Genomic DNA, 23546 nt, shown 5'->3' on the forward strand with positions numbered 1-23546 from the left:
CTGGAAGATGGAAGCTGATCCTCCAATGAACCATTGAGCCGGTTAAATCTCAAATACCGCTCCTCTTTCCGGTGCCACTACGTCAAAACCATCTTCCTGCAGGGCAGCAGACAGGCTCTTCAAACTTTTATCTTCACCATGCACCAGAAAAACCTTTTTTGGCTGACCAGTTTGCTTCACTGTTCGCATCAGATCGTCGTGATCTCCGTGGCCGCTTAGTAAATCGGTTTGACGAATAGTGGCATAAACCATCATTTCACGGTCTTTAATCCTGACGATTGGAGCGCCACTTAAAAGTTTATAACCGAGTGTTCCTTTGGCGCAATAGCCAATAAAAAGAATGGTACAGTAATAATTTTGAATATTATAGTACAAGTGATCCTGAATACGCCCGCCTTCTAACATTCCGGCAGAAGAAATAATGATGCAGGGATCGAAATAATTGGAAACATCCTTGCTTTCTTTCATCGTTTGAACGTAAGCCAGATGCTCAAATTCAAATTCATCGCCCATGGTTTTATAAAAATCTTTTGCCTCCTGATTCACCAGGTTATGGTGTTTACGGTAAACATCCGTTGCTTGTATCGCCATGGGGCTATCTACAAAAATCTGAACCGGGGGCAATAACTTTTTAGTGAAGATCTGATTTAAAGCAAAAACCAGTGATTGTGTCCTTCCGATACTAAAGGCAGGGATAATTAATCTGCCGGGTGTTTTGATGCAGGCTTCTTCAATTTCTTTTACCAACCTTTCTTCCAGTGTCTGGTCTTTGGTGTGGTAACGGCCACCATAAGTAGCTTCACACACAAAATAATCAACTGCCGGGATGGGTTCTGGCTTTACCAGTACCGGATAGTGTTCCCGGCCAATATCACCAGAGAAAGCGATTTTCTTTTCCTCTCCCTTGTCATTAATGGTTAAAATGGCTGCAGCGGCACCCAATAAATGCCCTACAGGGATAAATGTTAAACTGATATCGCCGTTAATTCTGAAAGGTTTGTTAAAAGCAATGGTTACGAATCGATCGATGGTATCCATCACATGTTTATGCAGGTATAAGGGTTTTGGTCCGCTGAAATTACCCCTTTTTGTGCGTGGTTTTCTACTCTGTTTCCTTAAAAAAAGTTCTACCGAATCGAATAATAATATAGCAGATAAATCAGCTGTTGGTGCTGTGCAAAGCACCTGACCATCGAAACCGAGGCGTACCAACGTCGGTAAATTACCGGAATGGTCGATGTGTGCATGGGTTAAAATCACAAGGTTGATACTGGCCGGGTCAAAAGGGAATTGTTGGTTGTCTTCCTGGTAAGTTTCCTTTTCATAATCCAATCCGCAATCTATCAATATCTTATAATGCCCAACTTCCAGCAGGTGCATACTTCCTGTTACCTGTTGCGCCGCACCCCAAAACGTTAACTTCATCTTCTAATCTTTCGGTATTTTGTTTGGTGTAAAGTAATACAAAAGCTGGAATTTTTAAGCAGTGAGAAGTAATTTTTTAAATCGAAGATTTGCAGACACTATAATTTTAACATAAGCACGAATACCATGATTAATTTTTTATGGCTTAAAAACCAGATAAGGCTTAAAAATAGCGGAGCTGCATCTCTTGTTAAAATCTAATCTTCCTTTTCAAATCCTGAACAGAAGTCTGATATTCCTATTTAAACCTATATCTTTGTAGAAAAATCTCAGTAATGCAAGAACCATTTGATATCGAAATAGGCCCGGTAAATTATTCTGTTTTCCCCGAAGGAAATGACTCTTACACCATATTTAAAGATGGAAGAGAATATATTCAGATTCAAAAAGATACTTCTTCCATTTGGTTGAAAATGGATTATAAAACAGAACTTCCCATTTTTGAGGAAGATGAAGAGGTAAATGCCATTGGGCAGGCCATAGAAAAATATGTACCGGAAGAAGAAGATGAGGAAGAGGAATGATAAAGAGCTTGAATATTCTACTGGTTGCTAAGCCGGCAACCAGTAGAATAGCTATTTAGCTTTTAAATCATTTTTAATAATTCTTCAGCTACTTTCTCTGATGAAGCCGGATTCTGGCCTGTTATTAATAAACCATCTACAACAGCGTAGGGATTCCAATCCTCTATTTTAGAATAAATTCCGCCATTTTTAATCAACATATCCTCTACCAGAAAAGGTACCACATGAGTTAATTGTACGCCTTCTTCTTCGGTATTGGTAAAGCCCGTTACTTTTTTACCTTTAACCAAATATTCACCATTTACTTTCACGTCTTTCAATACACCAGGCGCGTGGCATACAAAAGCAACAGGTTTATTTGCGGTATAGAAATCAACAATTAGTTTTTGTGAAGTACTGCTTTCTGCCAGATCCCACAGCGGACCATGACCGCCAGGGTAAAATACGGCATCATAATCTTCCATTTTTACTTCATCCAAAGGAATTGTATTTTTTAGTTTATCTAAAAGAACAGTATCATTATCCATTCTTTTCGTATGATCAGTTTGAAACGAAGGTTCTTCACTTTTTGGATCAATTGGTGGCTGACCGCCTTTTGCTGAAGCCAATATAACTTCCACACTCTCATCTGCTAATGCATAATATGGAGCTGCCAGTTCTTCTGACCAAAAACCTGTTTTTTTACCTGTATTTCCTAATTCGTCGTGACTCGTAAGCACGAATAAAACTTTTTTACTCATATCATTAATGTTTAATGTTATTCAAATTTAAGGCAAAGTTTATCCCTGGCACAGGACTTCAGTCACAATTTTTTTGTGCATTAAATCACACTTTTGAAGAAAGTCTGCTCAGGCTTTCTCTTGAAATGCCAAGGTATGCTGCAATTATCGTTTTAGATAAACGTTGCCACAGCTGAGGATACTGGGAGGTAAATTGTTCAAAGCGTTCTTTCGGATTGGTGGTAAGCAAAGAAAGAATTCTTTGTTGCAGCGCTACATAACCAGAACTATTTTTTATTCTAAAAAAATGCTCCATTTTATGGTTCTCTTTACATATTTTATCCAGGTTTTCTTTGGAGATGTAAAGCAGTTCTACATTTTCAAGGCAACTGATATTGGTAATTGATTTAACGTTATTATAAAAAGCCTGAAAATCTGAAATCCACCAGTTTTCTGTTGCAAACTGAATAATGTATTCTTTGCCACTTTCATCATTATATGTGGCTTTTAGAAGTCCGCTGATTACAAAATAGATATTATTTACCTGCTCGTCTTCCTGAATTAAATACTGATGTTTTTTTAGTTGTCTGAACCTAAAGTAGCTGTTAATCTGTTCAAATTCTTCATCAGTAAGCGATACAATTTCTTCAATATGTTTTCTTAATTCAACACTCATTTATAAATCTAAGTAAATTTAGAATCTGAATTGGTGTTATATCCGCATTTAAAATATTAAGGCAAAGAAAAAGTCCCGATTTTGTCGGGACTTGAATGCTTCTTTAAAATCTTACCGGGTACAGTTGGCCGTCCAGGTACCATTTGTATTGGAAACGCCAATTTTTAGGCTACTGGCATCAATGGTAATTCCAATTACTCCGGTACCAATACTTACGTAGGTATTACCACTTTCCTGAAATTTAACACCTGTAATATCAGGAATGTTGTTTCCGAAAAAGAAGCTGTAAGTATCATTAACTTTTGTTACGGTAACTCTACCATCAGTACTGGTAATTTGGTTACCGTCTTTTGTGTAAGATACGCTGCCTCTGTAAGTACCTACAAAGAAATCTTTGTCTGCCGGGTCAGTATCTTTCTTACATGAAACCATCATGGTTAATGCTATTAATAGCATGCTGAAAATTTGGATTGTCTTTTTCATAAAATGTTTTTCAATTTGAATCTGGAAAAATAATTTACAGAATCTGTTTAAATGTAACAGGCTGTTTACAACCACTATGCCAAAAGATTTTTTTCAGGGTTAGTGTTATCTGTTAAAGCATTAAACTTAAATTTTATTTTTTATGTATAAATATCTGTTTATTAGGGTTTTAATTGATGATTGTTTGCTTCTTTAAAATTTTCAAAATGAAATTTTTATTATGGTCAATGAATTGAATTAATTCGGCAAACTGTTTAGTTTTGTGTAGAGGAATCAGGAAACGAAGCCGCTATTTTAAAATGAGTAGAAATAAATTTACTGAAATGAGTGATAAGGAGTAACTTAAAAATGAAAAACATTTAAGTGCTGTGATTTATTTACTTGCTGGTACGTTATTGCTATTGTTCTTTTTTGAATATATATCTTTATCATTTAAAAGAGGTTTCACGGCATCAACAGTAATAGCTATCGTATTACTTCCGGTTTTGATCGTTAATTTTCAAAATATTAAAAAAATACAGGCGGAGCGAAAATCAAGGGATTTATAATAATCAATTGGTTCATATAAAAATATTGCTTCGATTGAGATATTTTAACCTCCTGCTACCAGCAGTGAAGCCTTCCATTTTGGGATTGGTTGAAAAATTGATGTCATACAGTCATTTCATTTTGACAGGCATTTATATTCGTAATGCTTTGTTTGATCGTGACTAGCTAGAAAGATAAAGACCCAACCCCATTGATTATTTAACTTGTCTACCTGTAGTGCATTATTTTCACTTAATGCCAGTTGAAACTGGTTGTTTTTAAATTTCCCAAAAATAAATGGAATCGGGATAATGGTTCGCTTATGGACAGATACAAAGTAATTATTCTTGAGTTTGCCTTTTACAGCTAGTTCTGATTTTTGTTTGCCACCCAAGAATAATATTGCCTTGATTTTGTTTTTACCTATGGCCTGGAGCTCAATTCTCTCACCTTCGGCATTAAATGTGGGCATATGGTTTAAACTTAATTGATTCCATAGTGAGTTAGCTGAATCAGAAGAATTTATTTTATTGGAATAATTGCCATTAAAGGCGCTTAAGTCAGAAATTTTTCTGATTCCATCTTGTTTTGTTTGCTTTAATGAAACACAACTGGAAAGAAGAATTATACATGATACATATAGGCACCATTTCATAAGCGAGCGTTTGTTGGATGAAAATAGTCATTTATTGTTAATGTGAGCAATTATTGATTTCGTTAATGTCTGGATAGGCATTATCATACAGTTGTTATTCATCATCTAAGTTTCGGTAAAAATCGTTAACAAAAGTTTTTTGTCCATCATTAAAAATATTGACACAATTGAAATTTATGATCAATCCCTGGGGCGCTTCTAATAACTTCATGTAGGTTAATACCTGGGCTTCAAAAATAGGTTCTATTGTTTTTGAAGCTTTTACTTCAACCACCAGGCAGCCTTCTATTAACAAATCAGACCTTAAATAGGCAGCCACCTCTATTTCTTTATACCTTACGGGCATTGAAACTTCAGTTATAAAGTTTATATTTCTGAGCATCAGTTCGTGTTTCATACACTCATGATATACACTTTCTAATAGGCCAGGTCCAAGGGCTTTGTGAATTTCTATTGCTGCACCGATAACATTGTATGTTATTGCTCTTAAAGATGTTTTAGTCATGTGTATTTATATTCTCATTATAAGGTTAACCATATAGGGATTTTAGTTCATATAGCTTTTGTTTTAATCGATAGCTGGTTATATTTATGTGCAATATTTCTATATGGCGATCTCGTTTTCAGGTTAACCACATAGGCATTTAATTCATATAGATTATCTTAAATAATCATTTTTATAGATTTTGCTATATGCGCCATATTCCTATATGGTCCAAGTATGATTATTCTTTGCCATGAGGTCATACAGATTTGTTTTGTAAATGATAATATGTTCAGTTTATGGATTTACGATATCGGATGCTCACCATTTCAAGTTTAAACCATGTATATTGCGCTGTTCATGATCATTGTTTACCCAGCCCAGCCATCGCGGTCTAAACTTCTGTAATTAATTGATTCTGCCAAATGCTCTAGCGCCACATTTTCGCTGCCATCTAGGTCTGCAATGGTTCTGGCTACTTTTAAAATCCGGTCGTATGCGCGGGCAGATAAACCCAAACTTTCCATGGCTGATTTTAGCAGTGCCGTTCCTGCTTCACTGATCTGACAAACTTTGCGCACCATTTTCGGGCTCATTTGTGCATTGTAATGCAAATCTGCTTTGCCAGCAAAGCGTTGATCCTGAATTTCTCTGGCCTGTATAACCCTTTTCCGGATGTGTTCGCTTTTTTCCGCTTCGCGGGATGAAGCCAGCTCAGAAAAATTGACAGGTGTAACTTCCACATGTAAATCGATGCGATCCAAAAGCGGACCTGATATTTTACTAAGGTATTTTTGTACAACACCCGGAGCGCAAACACAGTCTTTTTCCGGATGATTATAAAAACCGCAGGGGCATGGATTCATGGAAGCCACCAGCATAAAGCTTGCAGGATATTCAACTGAGAAGCGTGCCCTAGAAATGGCTACTTTACGGTCTTCCAGGGGTTGCCGCATTACTTCTAAAACAGTTCGTTTAAACTCAGGCAATTCATCTAAAAACAATACCCCGTTATGTGCCAGAGAAATTTCTCCCGGTTGAGGATTGATTCCGCCGCCAACCAGGGCAACATCAGAAATGGTATGGTGCGGAGACCGATAGGGACGAACAGTCATGAGTGCATCGGCTGCAGAAAGTTTCCCGGCTACAGAATGAATTTTAGTGGTTTCCAGCGCTTCTGGTAGGTTTAATGGAGGTAAAATAGTGGGTAAACGTTTTGCCAGCATGGTTTTTCCTGCTCCGGGAGGACCAATCAGAATTACATTATGTCCGCCAGCGGCGGCAATTTCCAAGGCCCTTTTAATATTTTCCTGCCCTTTAACATCTGCAAAATCATGTTCATAATTGCCAATGTTTTTAAAGAATTCTTCTTGAGTATTAATTTTAACCGGTTCAAGAGGCATACTTTTATTGAGGAACGCGATTACCTGCGATAAGGTTTCAACACCATAGGCTATTAATCCATCAACAATGGCTGCTTCGCGTACGTTTTGTTTTGGCAAAATAAAACCTTTAAAACCGTCTTCCTGTGCCTGGATGGCAATAGGCAGAGCGCCCTTAATGGGTTGGATGGTGCCATCCAATGAAAGCTCACCCATGATGAAGTAGTTTTCCAGTTCTTCTGACGGAATCTGACCGGAAGCCGCTAAAATGCCAATAGCAATGGGTAAGTCATATGCCGAACCCTCTTTTCTAAGATCAGCGGGTGCAAGGTTAACCACTATCTTTTGTTTTGGCATCCGAAAACCAGCAACGTTGATGGCGCTTGCCACCCGTTGTAAACTTTCTTTTACGGCATTATCGGGCAAACCAACCATATAGTATTTGTTGCCTCCACTGATACTGACCTCAATGGTAATGGTAAGTGCATTTACGCCAAAAACAGCGCTTCCGTAAGTTTTTACAAGCATGAATTATCGTAAAAATAAAACGGGATGTTATGTTATTCGGGGATGAATAATCGGATTCTAATATAGAAATAAATATTTAATTTATAAATTTTCGGAGACTAACCAGATGAGGCAATCTCCCCTTTAACAAAAAAATCCCAACCATTTCTGATCGGGATGTACATATTTAATATCCTGTAGTCGCTTTTTGCTTTAAGCTTTCAGTTCATGCCTATCTTTTTCCAAACGGCATTTTCGGCATGCCTTTCATCATTGCGGCTGCGGCTGCGGGGTTAGAAAACTGCTTCATCATTTTGCGCATGTCTTCAAATTGCTTAATCAGTTTGGTCACCTCTTCTACCTTGTTTCCTGAACCTTTGGCAATGCGTAAACGGCGGCTTTGCTGAATGGCATCAGGATTTTCTTTCTCAAATGGTGTCATAGAGTTGATAATGGCTTCGATAGATTTAAATGCATCATCCTGGATATCCACATTTTTCATCATCTTGCCTACGCCCGGAATCATACCCATCAAATCTTTCATGTTACCCATTTTCTTGATTTGCTGAATCTGGCTGTAAAAATCGTTGAAATCAAATTTATTCTTACGGATTTTTTTCTGCAGTTCAGCTGCTTCCTTCTCATCAAACTGCATTTGTGCACGTTCAACAAGAGAAACCACATCACCCATACCTAAAATACGGGAGGCCATACGATCCGGATAAAACACATCAAGTGCTTCCATCTTCTCGCCGGTACCAATAAATTTAATGGGTTTATTTACAACAGATTTAATGGATAGTGCAGCACCCCCCCGGGTATCTCCATCCAGTTTGGTTAAAACAACGCCGGTAAAGTCTAATCTGTCATTAAATACTTTTGCAGTATTCACGGCATCTTGTCCAGTCATTGAATCCACTACAAATAAAATTTCGTGTGGTTGGGTTTTTGCCTTCACCTCCGAAATTTCATTCATCAGCGACTCATCAATCGCTAAACGACCGGCAGTATCAATAATGATCACATTATTGCCGTTTTGTTTACCATGTGCAATACCTTCCAAAGCAATACCAACAGGATCGTTAGATTCACGGTTGGCATAAACAGATACACCTACTGAAGTTCCTAAAACCTCCAATTGATCTACCGCTGCAGGACGATACATATCACCGGCCACCAATAGCGGCTTTTTTCCTTTTCCTTTTAAATGTAAAGCCAGTTTACCGGCGAAAGTAGTTTTACCTGCACCATTTAAACCAGCAATTAGTATAACGGTTGGATTTGCTTTAGTATCTAACTCTTTAACCTCCCCGCCCATTAAGGCAGCAAGTTCATCGTTCATGATTTTGGTAAGCAACTGACCCGGTGAAACGGCGGTAAGCACGTTCTGGCCCAATGCTTTTTGCCTTACATCATCAGTAAATGCTTTAGCGGTTTTATAGTTAACATCGGCATCTAATAAAGCTTTGCGAATCTCCTTCATGGTTTCTGCCACGTTGATTTCCGTAATGCTGCCTTGCCCTTTTAATACTTTAAATGCCCTGTCTAGCTTGTCCTGTAAATTATCAAACATCTTTTTATAAGCTAACAGCCTCTTACCTGAAGGTAGAGGCTACTTTTTTTAATGAAAAGCAAATGTATCAATTTTTGATTGTAAATCTCTGCAACTCAAAGTCAAAAATCTTTTTAAAAATGAATGTTTACATCTATCCTTGAATAGGTGAGGTACTTCTGTTGCCTGATTTATACCTTATAAAAATTGTATTTAAATAACTATTATCAGAACTGCTTTATACTCAATCCATGCTGATTCATTAATTAAATAGTCTGCAGTTTAATCGCTTAAGGACTGATGAAGGCCTGCATCACTACAGATGGAGCTTTTATTCATTGTTTCGCCTTATTTAAGTTGCACTTTGCTCGGGTGGAATTGTCATAAGTCCGACGAAACCCCGGCTTAAGTGCGGCGAAAGTCCGTCGAAACAGTTATGCTGTTGTATGTCAGCTAAAATCAGTGTGGATCAGATCCGTTTCAATGCAGTTTAAATCCTTTTGATGTTGGAAAGATTAATTAAAAGGAGCGGTTAGGCAATCATTCTTCGGTCTGAAACACCACCTAATTTTTTTTGATGCAACATTTTGTAATGGTGTTAGTCTTATGCTTAACTAAACTAAATCGATGAAACGCTGGTTCTCCCTTATTTTTATATTTCTTTATGCTTATTGTGCTGCCCAGAATCCTGCTAAACAAAAGGAACTTCAAGCGGTAAGAACCATTGAAACACCCAAAATTGATGGCATTTTAAACGATGCCTGCTGGAATAATGTACCTTTTGCTACAGATTTTTTTGAAATTCGCCCTGTTCCGGGGAGGGTTGAAGCGAAAGACCGGCGTACGGAAGTGAAAGTAGTTTATGATGATGTGGCCATTTATGTTTACGCCCGGATGTACGATCATCCGGATAGCGTATCACATGAACTGGTTTCAAGGGATCAGATTGGAAATGCCGATTTTATCTCGGTTATTTTAGATCCTTTTTATGATAAAATGAATGGAAACGGATTTTTCGTTACTGCTGCAGGTGTTCAGTTCGACGCCAAATACTCGCAGGTAGGCGATGAAGATTCCAACTGGAATGCAGTTTGGGAAAGTGCTGTTAAAATTGATCAGCAGGGCTGGACCTGCGAAATGAAGATCCCCTATTCAGCACTGCGCTTTTCAAGCCAGGATATTCAAAACTGGGGAATTAATTTTAGCCGGCGCATTCAGCGAACCAATACACAATCATTCTGGAATTTTGTAGATCCCAAAGTAAATGGCTTCATTAACCAGGAAGGGCTTTTTACAGGCATTAAAAACATCAAACCACCCCTGCGGCTTTCATTCTCGCCATATGTTTCAGGCTATATCAACCACTACCCGGCCAATTTGCCAGGTGTTAAGAATACCACATCACGCTTTAATGGTGGCATGGATGTAAAGTATGGTATAAATAACAGTTTTACGCTGGATATGACATTGGTGCCTGATTTTGGTCAGGTGCAGTCTGATAACCGCATCTTAAACCTGACGCCCTTTGAAGTTAAATTTAATGAAAACCGGCAGTTCTTTACAGAAGGTACAGAATTGTTTAATAAGGGAGATTTATTTTATTCCAAGCGTATAGGCTCAATTCCTTCTTATCATGATTTTAGTGGAATTAATGGAACCGACAAAGTTGTAAAAGACCAGACCGAAGCAAAGGTTTTAAACGCCACTAAAATTTCAGGGCGTACGGCTAAAGGTTTAGGAATCGGAATTTTTAATGCAATCACCAATAGCATGCAAACAGAAGTGGAAGATGCACAAGGTAACTTTCGTCAGGTAGAAACACAACCCTTAACCAATTATAATATACTGGTTTTTGATCAGTCATTAAAAAACAACAGCTCTGCAACATTTATCAATACCAATGTGCTACGGCAGGGAAGCGCATATGATGCGAATGTTACCGCTTTATTACTCAACTTAAATAGCAAAGGGAACAAATATTTTATCAATGGGAATGGTAAAATGAGTAATCTGAAAGGCGAAGAAGTACATACGGGCTATAGCTATACCCTTCGTTTTGGAAAGCAAAGCGGAAATTTTACCTGGAGTTATAATCAGGTATATGCGGATGATCAGTTTAATCCCTCAGACATGGGGTTTTTTACCAACAACAACTTTCTGGATCAGCGGATTGGGCTGGGTTATAATGTTTTTAAACCTGGTAAATGGTATAATGAATGGCAAAACTGGTTCAATATGACCTATTCCAGGCGAGCTACTCCTGGCGATTATCAAAGCCTCGGCATAGAAACGGGATCTTATGTACGGTTTAAAAATTTATGGTCGGCAGAACTGAATGTAAATTATGATGCTAAGAGGAATGATTTCTATGAAGCCAGAAATGGCCAGGTTTATAAAGCACCGGAAAGTTTTGGCCTGGCGCTTTACATTAATCCAAATCGTGCAAAGGCCTATAATTTTGGCGGGAATATCCGCTACCAGGAACAGCAGCTTTTTGCAGGTAAATCTTACAACTTCTATCTGTTTCAAAACTTCAGGCTAAATGATCAGGTGGCATTTGGACTTGATTTAAGCTTCAATCCGAACTATAATTATGTAAATTGGGTAACCAATCAGAACAGTCAGGCCATCTTTTCTAAATATGACAGGAGAACCGTTGAGAATTCTTTTGATGCCAAATACACTTTTACCAACTTAATGGGGGTAACCGTTGTGCTCAGACATTATTGGAGCGACAGAAGAAACAAGGATTTTTACCTGCTGAAACCGGATGGACATTTAACTGATTACCAGGGGCCGGCTTTAACCGGAATGGATCGGAATTATAATGTATTTAATATCGATTTGATTTACATCTGGCAGTTTGCACCCGGAAGTACACTTTCCGTTTCTTATAAAGATGCTGCAGAAACTTCCGATAATTTTTACAGGCAGCGGTATAACAAAAACCTCAGCGGAATTTTAAATGCACCCCAAAACAACAGCCTATCCGTTAAGGTGTTATATTTTGTGGATTATTTGGACCTGAAGAAGAAGAGGAAGAAGGCTTGAACTTTTTTCAGATGATCATCGTTTAAATATTCGCGACTAAGGACTTTGGATTTCCAACCAGCCTACCTCGCTTTGCCCGGACTCACCCCAAATTTTTTGTTAAATGCATGGCTAAAATGCTGAACGGACGAATAGCCTAATTGATCTGAAATATCTTTAATATTTAACTGATGATCAGCTAAGAGTGCCTTTGCTTTCATCAGTTTATAGTCGCTTAAATAACCAAAAACAGTATGGTTAAAGGTTTCTTTGAAGCCCCTTTTTAGTTTAAACTCATTAATCCCGGCAGCCTTCGCTAATTCGGTTAAAGATGGCGGATGATGGGCATGCTGAAGCAAATATTCTCTGGCATAATAAATCCTGTCCTTATCGTAATCTGATTTTAAAGTCTTTGTCACTGATCTTTTATTTGCATACTCAAATGCCTGTGCCTGCAGTGCCAGTAGCTCAACACACTTCGATTGCAGAAACAATAACTTCAGGCCACCTGTAAAGGTACAGTTCATGATATCATTGATACAGGCATACATGGCTATGCTGATGGGTAGATTATCAGCAGAAATTGCCATGGGTTTATTGTTCATGATGGTGTCGCCAAATCTCTTTAACAGGGAACTGCTATCACTGGTTAGATCCACAAATTTATCCCGGCGAAAATGAACCTCAAAAAATTTGTGTGATCTATCCGTATTGAACTTCGCAATTCCATCAAAATGTGGGGTGTAAATAATATTATGCTGATTGGCTTTCATGGCTATTTTCTTTTTGGTTAGAAAATTCTCTAAAATGCCCCCTCCCTTGATTGAAAAATGAAGCTCTACCAACTCCGCATCATCAAAAGACTTTATTCGCAACTGGTTTTCCTTTACCAAAACATCTCCATAAACAATAAAAATACCTGAGAAAGCAATCTGTACAAATTCTGCATCGCCAAAAGGAAAGCTAAATTTTTCTTTTCGCTCCGTAACCAATGGCAGGTTTATATCGGCCTGATCAATCATATGGTTAACAACATATTGCTGGTTTGATTTATCGTAAATACTTAAAGACATAAAATCCCTTTCATATAAGTTTTAATCCTTTTGATGTAAAATGCATTCAGTATTTGACCATTACTTTTGTTTAAAGTTACTAAACAATTTACACGATGCCGAAATTACCATCATGGCTGGCTGATACAATGGAAAAAATAATCAGCAACAAGATATTTGAAGTTGAAGTGGCTGATACCAGGATGCTCAGCAATAATATTAAAGCAATCACATTTAAGGGAGATTTTTTAGATATGGATTTCATCCCCGGAAAAGAGGTTTTGTTTAGGGTAAATGCAAACGAATACAGACATTATACCCTTTCTGACTTTGATCAGGAAACAGGGACCTGCCGGATTATCTTTTTTTTAAACCGGAAAGGTGCAGGAAGCAACTGGGCAGAAAATATAAAAATGGGCGATCACGTTAAACTTATTGCAGATCAGGCTAAAGTAAAGTATCATTTCGATTCCAACCAGCATTTCTTTTTTGGTGATGAAACCAGCATCGGTTTGTATGAATCTTTTGTTAAAACCACGCAGGATTTGGCACAGGAATACTTCGGTATTTTAGAAATGAACGAAGAAAATGATCAGGCTTTGGCACAGCTCGGGTTATTAATCGACGTAGTACCTTCAAATATGATTTCCCCGGCAGAACATGCCATAGAATGGATGAAAAACATGCATCCCAAATGCTGGGAAATGTGGAAAGGCGCAAGCTTTTATCTTACGGGAAGAGGTAAATCGGTTCAAAAATTTAAAAAGTATCTCAAAGAGATGGGGGTTCATCACAAGCAAATCCAAACCACCTGTTATTGGGAAAACGGCAAAACCGGAGGCTAGTTACCTCGGAAAAACAAAAGCAAAGCCTAATGCCAGGGTTTGACTGGCTTGTATCCTGTTGGTGCCGGTATCTTCATCAAACAGGGCAATGCCGGTTAAACTGGTGTTCATAAAACGGTTGATTTTGGCTGTTAAGGCAATATCAAGTCTATGGTCAATTCTACCCCATCTAAAATCTTCATAAGGAATAAGCATTGCATAACGGGCCTTCAGGTTGGTATTGGTGAAAATGTCTTTGTCAAATGCAGATACGATCTGGAAGGCAAGGTCATTTTTGAATGTTTTACCATAGTCAACCCCATATACCGATGTCTTAGGTGGTTTAGTGGGATCCGGGTCATTAAAAAGCTCCTGGTCTAACACAAAGGTCTGACGCGCTGTACCGGTACCAAACCGGGTGGAAAAATATTTGGATGGTTTATATTCGAAACCGATAGATTCGGTTAAGTAACCCGGGCCCATAAATTTCGAAATCAGTGTAGCGGTTTCAGTCCCGTTTACGGTAGCATAAGAAAAACCGTTATCAAATTGCGATTCAAAGTTGATGGAACCGAAGAAATACCAGTTTTTAGATAATTGAAATGATGCTTTGTTATCCCAGAAAATCCTGTCATTCGTTTTCTTTTGCAGCTGGTCTTTATTTTTGATTTTGCCATATTGCAAAATCACTTCACTTACATAACTATAATTATTTTTATTGTATTCTGCTTTCCAGTTCAATAAACCTCCAACCGCAACTGAGTTTACACCACCACCTTTCCAGTTATCGCTGAACTGTGCCTGGTTAACGTTTATTCCTATTGATGTGGTGGTTTTCCAATAATTTACTTTTGCATTAACAATATAAGGGGGGATTTTTACCGGTTCAAAGTTTAAAGGCCCCTGCCTGTTCGGTAACGGACTCCGTTTTAATTTAATATTCAGGTCTTTTGTATTGATCGGAATAGTGTCAATTTCCTGTGCATATAAATCTATAGAGCAGATACTTAGAATAAGGATTAGGGCAGCTAAACAATTCTTCATGGGTTACAAAGAAAACGAAAAAAATTATAGATCAAAAGTTTTAAGAGAATGAATCACGGGTTAATGATGAATTTTGTGCTTGAAAGCCAAACATCACAGCAGCTTTATCCATCCATACCAGTTCTGTTTTTTAAGATAGTTTATATCTGATTCATAATGGTAGGCTTCCTTTTCAAAAACAATGCTTAAATAGGCTTTACGGTGCTCCTGATACCGAATGAAATTAATTAAATAATTAACCAGGTATAAAATATAGAAAGGTAAAATCAATAATTCCAGCTGTTGCCGGAGGTGGATGTTTTCATGGTTAATGATATCCTGGTCTTGTTTAAGCCTTTCATTTTTGAGCAGTATAAACGGGAAAATAGCCATGCCTGCCGCGGGTAAGTTTTTTACAATCAAAATGGGTGCTTTCACAGTTTCTCGATTGTTATTTTTGGTAACTCGGGCAATTGTAAGGCTTTGGGATTCAGGCGGTAACTCCTGTAGGCGTTTTTGATGAATATATTAAAGGAATAATCATCGGCATCCAGCACAAACTGGTACGTAGGCCTGTATTGCTGCATGAAATCAATCAGTTCTGTATCTTTTATGCCCAATACCTGCTGCACTAAGTTAGGGTTAAAACGATAGCTGATTAAATCTTCATGATAATCCTTTTCCAGTATCTTCTGAAGATGACGGGCATTTCTACCCTGTTTACTCAATAAATTATAAATGGCATCAATACCTAAGCCAACACCTCCGGTTCCCAGATTAATCAGATCTTTGCTGCTGCCTTTTTTGGTTTGATAACGGTATTCCTGAACCGATTTTTCGTAAAGCTGTTGTGGAGTTAACCTTTTTTGCTGAATAACCACATCCCTTAACCTGATGCCCAAAGATTTCAATTGAAAATAGGCTGTCGGCTGACCGTGAAAAACCAATGTATCTACACCATATCCTGAAAGAGCGGCTACCAGTGTATCACCGGGAATGGCTGCGGTGCTAAACTCCCCTTTTGTATTATTATACAGCCCATCACCGGTACGGAGGTTATAGATATAAACTTTTGCCAAACGCTGTTTGCTTTCTTTATCAATAACGAGGCCCTGCACAGGCTTGGTTTGTGCATGAGTAAGCATCGAAAAGAAGCTGAGTACTAAAAATGTTAAGGCAGCAAAAAGTTTCATGAGTTTACAAAACTACAAATATCCTGTGCGGAATGTTCTGGCTTAACATTATTTAACCTTAAGCACCTGGCCAAGTCTGATACTGTCAGTGGTTATTTCATTAAGCATTTTCAATTCATCCACAGTCAGGTTAAATCTTTTTGCAATATTATATAAAGTATCACCTTTAACCACCGTATAAGTGCCGTCTGCTATGATGGGTTTGGCGCCTGGCGGCGGGGTTTCAACCGGAGCAAACTTTTCTTTTTCTTTAGGGATGTTCTGATTGATTTCAGTAAAAACACGATCCTCCCTGGCAATTTTTTGTTTTTCGCTTTCCGGCTGATCGTATTGATACAACTGGTATTTTTCAATCACGCCGATTAATAAATCAGGATATTTTGGATTGGTGGCATAGCCGGCCGTTTTTAAACCCTGGGCCCAGCTTTTATAATCATTTCTATCCAGCTGAAATAAAAAACTGTAACGTTTCCGCTTCAAAAATTCAGAGTGATCCCTGAACGATTCGCGGGCATCTTTATATACCCGGAAGCAATCGTTTTTTTGGTCGTCATCACGGAAATAGTTTTTTCCCTTCCATTCCGAAGTGCATTTAATTCCGAAGTGATTATTGGCATATTTGGCTAAATCACTGTTTCCGCTGCCCGATTCCAGGATGCCCTGCGCCAGGGTTATACTTGCAGGGATTCCGTTAGCAGTCATTTCCTCTACGGCAACAGCTTTAAATTCGTCTATATAACTTAGGGTATTATAGCTTTTATAAGTATTGTTATTGGCTTTGTTTGCCGCCTTTTCAATCTGTTTATTGTTTTTGGAATATTTACGTGTTCCGCAAGAACTTAAAATCAATACGGCAAAAGCAATATATACGAAGTTGAATTTCATGGTAATGATCAGGGATTAATTGATTTGGGCAATGCTATCTCGGGGGGATTATAACTTGATTTTTTGTCCGGGCTTTAGCTTAATACTTTTCAGGCCGTTTTTTTTCATAATGGCTTTAACCGTTGTATGTTTCTTTTTGGCAATCAGATTTAAATTGTCACCAGCTTTTACAATATATCTTCTTGAAGATACATGCCTTTTTTTGTGGTGGTAAAGGGGTTTGGCATGAACAGGTTCAATATAATCTGCAGGGCGGTCATCATACTGATAAAGCTCATATTTTTTAACTAGGTTAATGACTTGACTTGCCCAGGTGCGGCTTTGTGCATAACCAGATCTTTGAATACCCCTGGCCCAGCCCCTATAATCATATTGATCGTATTTGTCGAACAGGCTATTAAATGGTGCACGTGTTTCCATGATTTCTACAAAGTGATTGTAAGAATCCTCGTCACTTGCATAATCCCGGTAGGCCGAATGAATTTCGGCATTGTTGTTAGGGCCTTTAACCCCAAAATGATTGTTCAGGTGTTGCGCTACCCTGCTGTTTCCCGCTGCCGATTCATGAATAGCCACCGCCAGAATAATACTGGCCGGTATTTTATGGTCATGCATGAGTTCTTGTGCACATTCTACATGCTCGGAAATATACTCATCTGTATCCTGTGCTTTAATAATAATTACACTAAAAAGTAGGAGGCAAAATGTAAATATGATTTTCATGTTCTTCTGGTTAATCAGTTAACTGATATTTTGTATAGTTAACCCGTTTTAAACAATTATATAGTTAATCCCGCTTTCTGATGACAAACAAGCCATCTCGTACGGGTAAAATTAATTTCTCCACGCGTTTGTCTGCAGCTATTTTGTCATTAAAGTCTGTAATGTTTTTCGTATCCTTATCCTGCTTATCCTGAAGTACTTTGCCGCTCCATAATACGTTATCCACAATGATAATCCCCCCCGGACGAACCTGGTCAAATATTAAATCATAATAAGTACCGTTATTTTTCTTGTCGGCATCTATAAATACAATGTCAAAGGTTTCGTCTAAATCAGTTACTGTTTTGGTGGCATCACCCAGGATATATTTAATCTGTTTATCATATGGCGATTGGGCGAAATGCTGCCGTACCATATCCTCCAGTTCAACATTAATATCCAAAGTATAAAGAATCCCATCTTTGGTTAAGCCTTCTGCGAGGCATAAGGTCGCATAGCCCGTAAAGGTGCCGATTTCCAGGATGCACTTCGGTGCCATCATTTTACTCAGCATACTCAACACCCTGCCCTGGTAGTGTCCGGAAAGCATGCGTGGCATTAAAACCTTAAGGTTTGTTTCACGGTCTATTTGTTGCAGCAACTGGCTCTCAGGCTCGCAATAATGAATTAAAAGATCTTGTAAATCGTCGTTTATGAGGCTCATGTATTCGGTTATAAACGGTTGGTTTCCATAAAATATTGTAAAATGATGGTGGCGGCAATGGTATCTACGCGATCTTTATCCCTCCTGTCCATTTTTTTTAAGCCACTTTGCATAATGGCCTGATGTGCCATTTTTGAAGTAAAACGTTCATCAACCCAATGCTGCGGAATGGTGGGGAAAGCTTTTTTGAGCAGTGTAGCGAAACCCTTAACATGTTGTTTGGAATCTGAGTCCGTTCCATTCATTTGTTTTGGATCTCCAAGAACAAAAGCTTCTACCGGCTCTGCCACCAGGTATTTTTTAAGGTATTCAATCGCATCTTTTGGATGTACCGTATCCAAGCCAGTTGCAATAATCTGCAGCGGATCGGTAACAGCAATACCGATGCGTTTTGTTCCGTAATCAAAAGCCAGAATCCGGGCCATAAACTAGTTTTTACAGATGGCGGTTTGCATTGCGCATAAAGGCCATGTTAAAATTAAAAATCCAAAGGTAAGGTTTTTGAAATAATCACTAAACTTTGCATTTGATGTGTCTTTTTAATTTCAAAAAAGGGATGGTGAAACAAGTTCGTCATGACAAATGTGTGATTCTCGTATCTATTTCTTATTTTGCCACCAAATGCAGTTTAAAGAAATTATTGGCCAGGAAAGAATAAAGCAACAGTTGGTACAAACGGTTAGGGAAAACCGGGTGAGCCATGCGCAGTTATTTTTATCGCCTGCAGGCTCTGGTGCCGTAGCGCTGGCTGTGGCCTATGCCCAATATATCAACTGCCATCATAAAAATGAACAGGACAGCTGCGGAGATTGTTCGAGTTGCAGAAAATATGAACGTCTCATTCACCCTGACTTACATTTCTCTTATCCTTTTTTCGCTTCAGCCAATACAAAAGTGGCTGTAGATGTGCTGGATGAGTGGCGGAATATGTTTCTGCATGATCCTTATTTTGATATGGATATCTGGCGCTCTAAACTGGATGCTGCGAACAAGCAAGCCAATATCCCCATTGCAGAATGCCATGATATCATCAAAAAACTGAGCTATAAAGCTTTCGAAGCCGAAACAAAGGTTTTAATTATGTGGCTGCCCGAATACCTGGATAAAGCAGGAAATGCCTTACTTAAATTAATTGAGGAGCCGCCTGCAAATACCCTCTTTATATTAATAGCACAAAGCCAGGATCAGATTTTGACCACTATTCTTTCCAGGACACAGATTGTCAAAATCCCGAAATTGAGTAATGAGGAGGTTTCAGGCTATCTGTTAGAAAACAGCGGTTTAACTGAACATCAGGCCATTGATTATGCCTTTTTAGCCGATGGAAATTTAATTGAGGCAAAAGCCCTGGCTGCAGATACTCAAAATGACAGTTCAGGTACCTTTACGGCCTGGTTAAGAATGGGCTTTGGCAATAAGGTTCCTGATTTAATTGATTTTACCGATGTGGCAGCAAAATGGGGAAGAGAGAACCAAAAGAATTTTTTAAGGTATGGCGTGAATTATTTACGCGAATGCTGTTTAATCATCAGTGGAGCAGAAGAACTGGTGAAATTACCCCCGCTTACATTGGATACCGCAAAAAAACTAAGTACACATGTACTCAGTTTACCTATGGCAGAAGCCATCATCAGTGAATTGGAAAAGGCGCATTATCACATTGAAAGGAATGCAAACCCAAAAATTCTCTTTTTAGATGTATCTTTACAACTGGTAAAAATTATCAAGTTTAAAACGCTCCCTGCGGGGACTCAATATATATACAATTAGTTATGGGATGTGGAAGTTGTTCAACAGGTGGTGGTTGCACCCCTAATGGATGCAAGAGTAATGGCTCATGCGGTACCGGTGGATGCCAGACAATGGAAGTGCACGATTGGCTGTCCAATTTGGATATGCCCTCCAATTATAAACCTTTTCAGGTTACAGAAGTAAAATTTAAGGGCTCTCGTAAAGAATTTTTCTTAAACCATGATAACATCTACCTCGAAATTGGGGAGCTGGTTGCTGTTGAAGGACCAACGGGTGGTTTTGATGTGGGGCATGTTTCCCTTACGGGTGAACTGGTTCGCGTTCAAATGAAGCGTAGAAAGACGCCGATGGATCAGGTGGTAAAAAAGATTTACCGTAAAGCTACCGAAGCTGATGTAGAAAAATGGAATGCAGCGAAAGAAATGGAATGGGAAACCATGCATAAGGCTCGCAAACTTGCGTTAGACCTGCGTTTATCGATGAAAATCAGTGATGTGGATTATCAGGCAGATAAAACGAAAGCCACTTTCTTTTACACCGCCGACGGACGTGTGGATTTTCGGGAGCTGATTAAGAAAATGGCCGAAAGTTTCCGTATCCGCATTGAAATGCGCCAGATTGGAATGCGCCAGGAAGCTGGTCGTTTAGGTGGAATTGGCTCCTGCGGGCGTGAATTATGTTGCTCTACCTGGCTCACCAATTTCAAAACGGTTTCAACGGCTGCAGCCCGTTATCAGAACTTATCTTTAAATACCCTGAAACTCGCCGGCCAGTGCGGAAAGTTAAAATGCTGCCTGAATTATGAGCTGGATACTTATTTGGATGCGTTAAAGGATATTCCTGACCGTATTGAAAACTTAGATACCGAAGCAGGTTATGCACGTCATCAAAAGACGGATATTTTTAAGAAGATCATGTGGTTTAGTTACCAGGGTGATGAAAACTGGATTCCGGTTAAAGCAGCCCGCGTAAAAGAAATCATGGCCATGAACAAGGCAGGGAAAAAGGCACCTAATTTAAAAGAAGAAGCCGTTCAGATGGCTGCTCCTGTTGTGGTAGAGAAATCCTTTGACTACGAAAATGTAGTTGGGCAGGATAGCCTTACCCGATTGGATGAACGTTCAAAAGGTAAAAATAACCAGAACCGCAATCAGAAAAACAAAGGAAACAGCAACCAGAACAGAAGAGAAAGGATTCCTGCCGGGGATAAAAGCCCACAGGCCAATGCTAAACCTCAGCAAGGAAATCCGAAACCACAGGCAAATAACAGACCTCAGCAAAACGGGCCTAAAGCACAGCAAAATGCAGGGATTAAGCCACAACAAGCTGTTCAGAAACCCCAGCATGTTAACGGACCAAAGCCACAGGGCAACAATCCTAAACCACCAAAGCCAGTTGTAAAGGCCGAGGGAGAATCTATTGTGGATGGTACAAAACCAGAGCAAAGCAAAAATAAAAACAGGAACAACCGCCGGAAAAACAATAATCGCAGAAAAGATAATGGTTCAGAAAATAAACCTGCTGCTGAATAAAAAACAAGCTTATTTACTTGTTTTCCTGCTTGGTGCATCCCTTTTTCTGGGTTGTACTTCCAGTATTATCGATTCGAATGTTAAAGTTCCGGAAAGAAAGTGGACCTATAGAAACCATATTGTTAATGCCTTCGAAATAAAGGACAATGCCAAGCCTTATAATATCTATTTTAAGCTGAGACACACTGCTGATTACAAATATTCAAATATTTTTATTCTGGCTCATTTCAACACCGGAAAAAAGGTCATTACCAGGCGTTATCAATATAAACTAGCCAAAAATGACGGGGAATGGCTGGGGAGTGGGTCAGGAAATATTTTCAGCTATACACTTCCGATGCAAACCAATTTCCATTTTCCGACAAATGGAAAGTTTAGTATTGAAATTGAGCAGAACATGCGGGATAATCCCTTGTTGGAAGTAGTAGATTTGGGCATTTTAGTGGAAGAAAGCCAAAACTAAGCCAGGACATAATCAGGTTCGTTTCTTCACGAACCTGATCAGATCATTATTTATTTTACAAAAGCTGCAATAAGCTTTCAAGTTTCATACCCCTCGAGCCTTTTAGTAATACCAGGCTGTTTTTAATTTGCTTTTCCTGAAGATATGCGGCGGCTTCTGCAGGAGTTTGAAAAAAGGTAGCGGTAATTTCATTTTTAAAGGCATAAAAATCCTGCCCAATTAATATAATTTCGTCAATTCCACTTTCTGAAGCTTGTGTGGCAATAAGTTCATGCTGTTTTGCCGACTCTGGCCCTAATTCAAACATGTCGCCTAAAATTGCGATTTTATGATCAGCAGTTAGGGCTGAGAGGTTACCCAGTGCCGCAGACATGCTGCTTGGATTGGCATTATAAAAATCGCAAATCACCTTATTTTTTTCTGTTTTAGTAAGTTGGGAACGGTTGTTTTTAGGTTGATAACCTGCTAAACCTGTGTTAATTTGATCAGGACTCATATCAAAGAAGTCGCCGATGCAGATTGCTGCCAGGATATTTTCGAAATTGTAGCTTCCGGTTAAATTTGTTTTAACAGTTGAAGCGACGTCATGATTGGTCCAATCGATTTCAATGAAAGGATCACTGCTTTTTAAGCTTCCCTTAATGGTATTTCCATTTTCAGTACCGTAGTAAATGAGTTTGTTTAGGCCGGCTTTTGCACTCATTTCCATCAGGTAAGCATTGTCACGGTTGATAAAAGTATAGCCGTTATGCACTTTAAGATAAGCATAAAGTTCTGCCTTGCCTTTTTTAACACCGTCAAATCCGCCAAAGCCATCTAAATGGGCCATGCCCACATTGGTAATGATGCCATGCGTAGGTTGGGTAATGGTACAAAGCAATTCTATTTCTTTCTGATGATTGGCGCCCATTTCAATCACCGCAATTTCCACATCCTTTGTAATGGATAAGATAGAAAGCGGTACGCCAATATGGTTATTCAGGTTACCGAAGGTGGCAAAAGTTTTGTATTGTTCTGATAGTACCGCATTAATCAGCTCCTTGCTGGTTGTTTTGCCATTGCTGCCGGTTAAACCAATTACGGGGATGTTTATTTGCTGCCGGTGATAGCGGGCCAGGTCCTGAAGTGCGGTAAGTACATCATCCACTAATAAACATTGGTCAGACGCAAATTTTTCTTCATCAATCACTGCATAAGCCGCACCTTTTTCAATCGCCTGGGTTGCAAATTCATTTGCGTTAAAGTTATCGCCTTTTAATGCAAAAAAGATGCAACCTGCAGTAATGTTTCTGGTATCTGTAGAAATAATGGGGTTTTTCTGGTAATGGCTGTATAACTTTTCAGTGGTAATCATGATTTTCATAAAAATTTACTGTAAAATTAAGCTTTCATCGCAACAAATAACAAATTAGTATATTAGATAAATTTATC

At 38.8% G+C, this 23546-nt stretch carries 23 protein-coding genes; 6 read left to right on the top strand and 17 right to left on the bottom strand.

The features are described from left to right. Nucleotides 1-42: 42 nt before the first annotated feature. On the bottom strand, nt 43-1425 hold the full coding sequence (locus tag OQ267_RS02615) for an MBL fold metallo-hydrolase RNA specificity domain-containing protein (protein WP_088301232.1): 1383 nt from the start codon (nt 1423-1425) through the stop codon (nt 43-45). A gap of 275 nt (nt 1426-1700) precedes the next feature. Here OQ267_RS02615 and OQ267_RS02620 point away from each other — a divergent pair, with 275 nt between their 5' ends. Beyond that, nucleotides 1701-1949 (top strand): hypothetical protein, encoded by a 249-nt coding sequence (locus tag OQ267_RS02620; protein ID WP_088301231.1) that lies wholly within the window; start codon nt 1701-1703, stop codon nt 1947-1949. Nucleotides 1950-2011: 62 nt separating this feature from the next. On the opposite strand, the gene OQ267_RS02625 is transcribed toward OQ267_RS02620, so the two are convergent. From OQ267_RS02625 to ffh, 7 genes are all read right to left on the bottom strand, one after another. After that, nucleotides 2012-2689: a type 1 glutamine amidotransferase domain-containing protein gene (locus OQ267_RS02625; RefSeq protein WP_265834775.1), complete on the bottom strand. Its 678-nt coding sequence runs from the start codon at nt 2687-2689 to the stop codon at nt 2012-2014. An 85-nt stretch (nt 2690-2774) separates the two neighbouring features. Beyond that, nucleotides 2775-3344, bottom strand: coding sequence for a Crp/Fnr family transcriptional regulator (locus tag OQ267_RS02630; RefSeq protein ID WP_265834776.1), 570 nt, complete (start codon nt 3342-3344; stop codon nt 2775-2777). A gap of 111 nt (nt 3345-3455) precedes the next feature. Further along, the gene (locus OQ267_RS02635; RefSeq protein ID WP_265834777.1) at nt 3456-3827 is read right to left on the bottom strand and encodes a hypothetical protein; all 372 of its coding nucleotides are present in this window, start codon (nt 3825-3827) and stop codon (nt 3456-3458) included. A gap of 664 nt (nt 3828-4491) precedes the next feature. Next, a complete protein-coding gene (locus OQ267_RS02640; RefSeq protein ID WP_265834778.1) occupies nt 4492-4827 on the bottom strand; it encodes a hypothetical protein in 336 nt (111 codons plus the stop codon). Between the two features lie 277 nt (nt 4828-5104). After that, nucleotides 5105-5515: a GxxExxY protein gene (locus OQ267_RS02645; protein WP_172406493.1), complete on the bottom strand. Its 411-nt coding sequence runs from the start codon at nt 5513-5515 to the stop codon at nt 5105-5107. Between the two features lie 350 nt (nt 5516-5865). Further along, entirely contained in the window at nt 5866-7404 is a 1539-nt protein-coding gene (locus tag OQ267_RS02650) for a YifB family Mg chelatase-like AAA ATPase (protein WP_265834779.1), read from the bottom strand. 211 nt (nt 7405-7615) lie between these two features. Beyond that, nucleotides 7616-8956, bottom strand: a complete 1341-nt coding sequence (gene ffh, locus OQ267_RS02655; RefSeq protein ID WP_088301225.1) for a signal recognition particle protein — start codon at nt 8954-8956, stop codon at nt 7616-7618. A gap of 606 nt (nt 8957-9562) precedes the next feature. Here ffh and OQ267_RS02660 point away from each other — a divergent pair. Further along, entirely contained in the window at nt 9563-11986 is a 2424-nt protein-coding gene (locus tag OQ267_RS02660; protein WP_265834780.1) for a DUF5916 domain-containing protein, read from the top strand. 62 nt (nt 11987-12048) lie between these two features. Here OQ267_RS02660 and OQ267_RS02665 read toward each other — a convergent pair whose 3' ends face one another. After that, nucleotides 12049-13038 (bottom strand): helix-turn-helix transcriptional regulator, encoded by a 990-nt coding sequence (locus OQ267_RS02665; protein WP_265834781.1) that lies wholly within the window; start codon nt 13036-13038, stop codon nt 12049-12051. A 95-nt stretch (nt 13039-13133) separates the two neighbouring features. Between OQ267_RS02665 and OQ267_RS02670 the strand changes: the two genes are divergently transcribed. Beyond that, complete coding sequence (locus OQ267_RS02670; RefSeq protein WP_265834782.1) at nt 13134-13862, top strand: siderophore-interacting protein; 729 nt, start codon at nt 13134-13136, stop codon at nt 13860-13862. Here OQ267_RS02670 and OQ267_RS02675 read toward each other — a convergent pair whose 3' ends face one another. From OQ267_RS02675 to ruvX, 7 genes are all read right to left on the bottom strand, one after another. Further along, entirely contained in the window at nt 13863-14885 is a 1023-nt protein-coding gene (locus OQ267_RS02675; protein WP_088301221.1) for a DUF3078 domain-containing protein, read from the bottom strand. It abuts the gene before it with no gap. 93 nt (nt 14886-14978) lie between these two features. Further along, complete coding sequence (locus OQ267_RS02680) at nt 14979-15302, bottom strand: hypothetical protein (RefSeq protein WP_265834783.1); 324 nt, start codon at nt 15300-15302, stop codon at nt 14979-14981. Beyond that, nucleotides 15299-16057: a hypothetical protein gene (locus OQ267_RS02685; RefSeq protein ID WP_088301220.1), complete on the bottom strand. Its 759-nt coding sequence runs from the start codon at nt 16055-16057 to the stop codon at nt 15299-15301. The genes OQ267_RS02680 and OQ267_RS02685 overlap by 4 nt, the downstream gene beginning before the upstream one ends. A gap of 48 nt (nt 16058-16105) precedes the next feature. Next, nucleotides 16106-16942: a glucosaminidase domain-containing protein gene (locus OQ267_RS02690; protein ID WP_088301219.1), complete on the bottom strand. Its 837-nt coding sequence runs from the start codon at nt 16940-16942 to the stop codon at nt 16106-16108. Between the two features lie 48 nt (nt 16943-16990). Then, nucleotides 16991-17665, bottom strand: coding sequence for a glucosaminidase domain-containing protein (locus tag OQ267_RS02695; RefSeq protein WP_265819418.1), 675 nt, complete (start codon nt 17663-17665; stop codon nt 16991-16993). Nucleotides 17666-17729: 64 nt separating this feature from the next. Continuing rightward, nucleotides 17730-18368 carry an O-methyltransferase gene (locus OQ267_RS02700; protein ID WP_265834784.1) on the bottom strand — a complete coding sequence of 213 codons (639 nt, stop codon included), beginning with the start codon at nt 18366-18368 and terminating at the stop codon, nt 17730-17732. Nucleotides 18369-18376: 8 nt separating this feature from the next. Then, nucleotides 18377-18793, bottom strand: a complete 417-nt coding sequence (gene ruvX, locus OQ267_RS02705) for a Holliday junction resolvase RuvX (protein ID WP_088301216.1) — start codon at nt 18791-18793, stop codon at nt 18377-18379. Between the two features lie 196 nt (nt 18794-18989). On the opposite strand from ruvX, the gene OQ267_RS02710 reads away from it, so the two are divergent. The 3 genes from OQ267_RS02710 to OQ267_RS02720 are packed head-to-tail and all read left to right on the top strand — an operon-like array spanning nt 18990 to nt 22115. Further along, nucleotides 18990-20138 (top strand): ATP-binding protein, encoded by a 1149-nt coding sequence (locus tag OQ267_RS02710; protein WP_265834785.1) that lies wholly within the window; start codon nt 18990-18992, stop codon nt 20136-20138. A gap of 2 nt (nt 20139-20140) precedes the next feature. Continuing rightward, entirely contained in the window at nt 20141-21652 is a 1512-nt protein-coding gene (gene ricT / locus OQ267_RS02715) for a PSP1 domain-containing protein (protein WP_265834786.1), read from the top strand. Continuing rightward, nucleotides 21621-22115, top strand: a complete 495-nt coding sequence (locus OQ267_RS02720; protein WP_088301213.1) for a gliding motility lipoprotein GldH — start codon at nt 21621-21623, stop codon at nt 22113-22115. Before ricT ends, OQ267_RS02720 begins: the two co-directional genes overlap by 32 nt. Before the next feature lie 55 nt (nt 22116-22170). On the opposite strand, the gene OQ267_RS02725 is transcribed toward OQ267_RS02720, so the two are convergent. Continuing rightward, a complete protein-coding gene (locus tag OQ267_RS02725) occupies nt 22171-23469 on the bottom strand; it encodes a UDP-N-acetylmuramoyl-tripeptide--D-alanyl-D-alanine ligase (protein WP_265834969.1) in 1299 nt (432 codons plus the stop codon). Nucleotides 23470-23546: the final 77 nt, after the last annotated feature.

The sequence above is a fragment of the Pedobacter sp. MR22-3 genome (assembly GCF_026240075.1).
GTDB lineage: Bacteria > Bacteroidota > Bacteroidia > Sphingobacteriales > Sphingobacteriaceae > Pedobacter.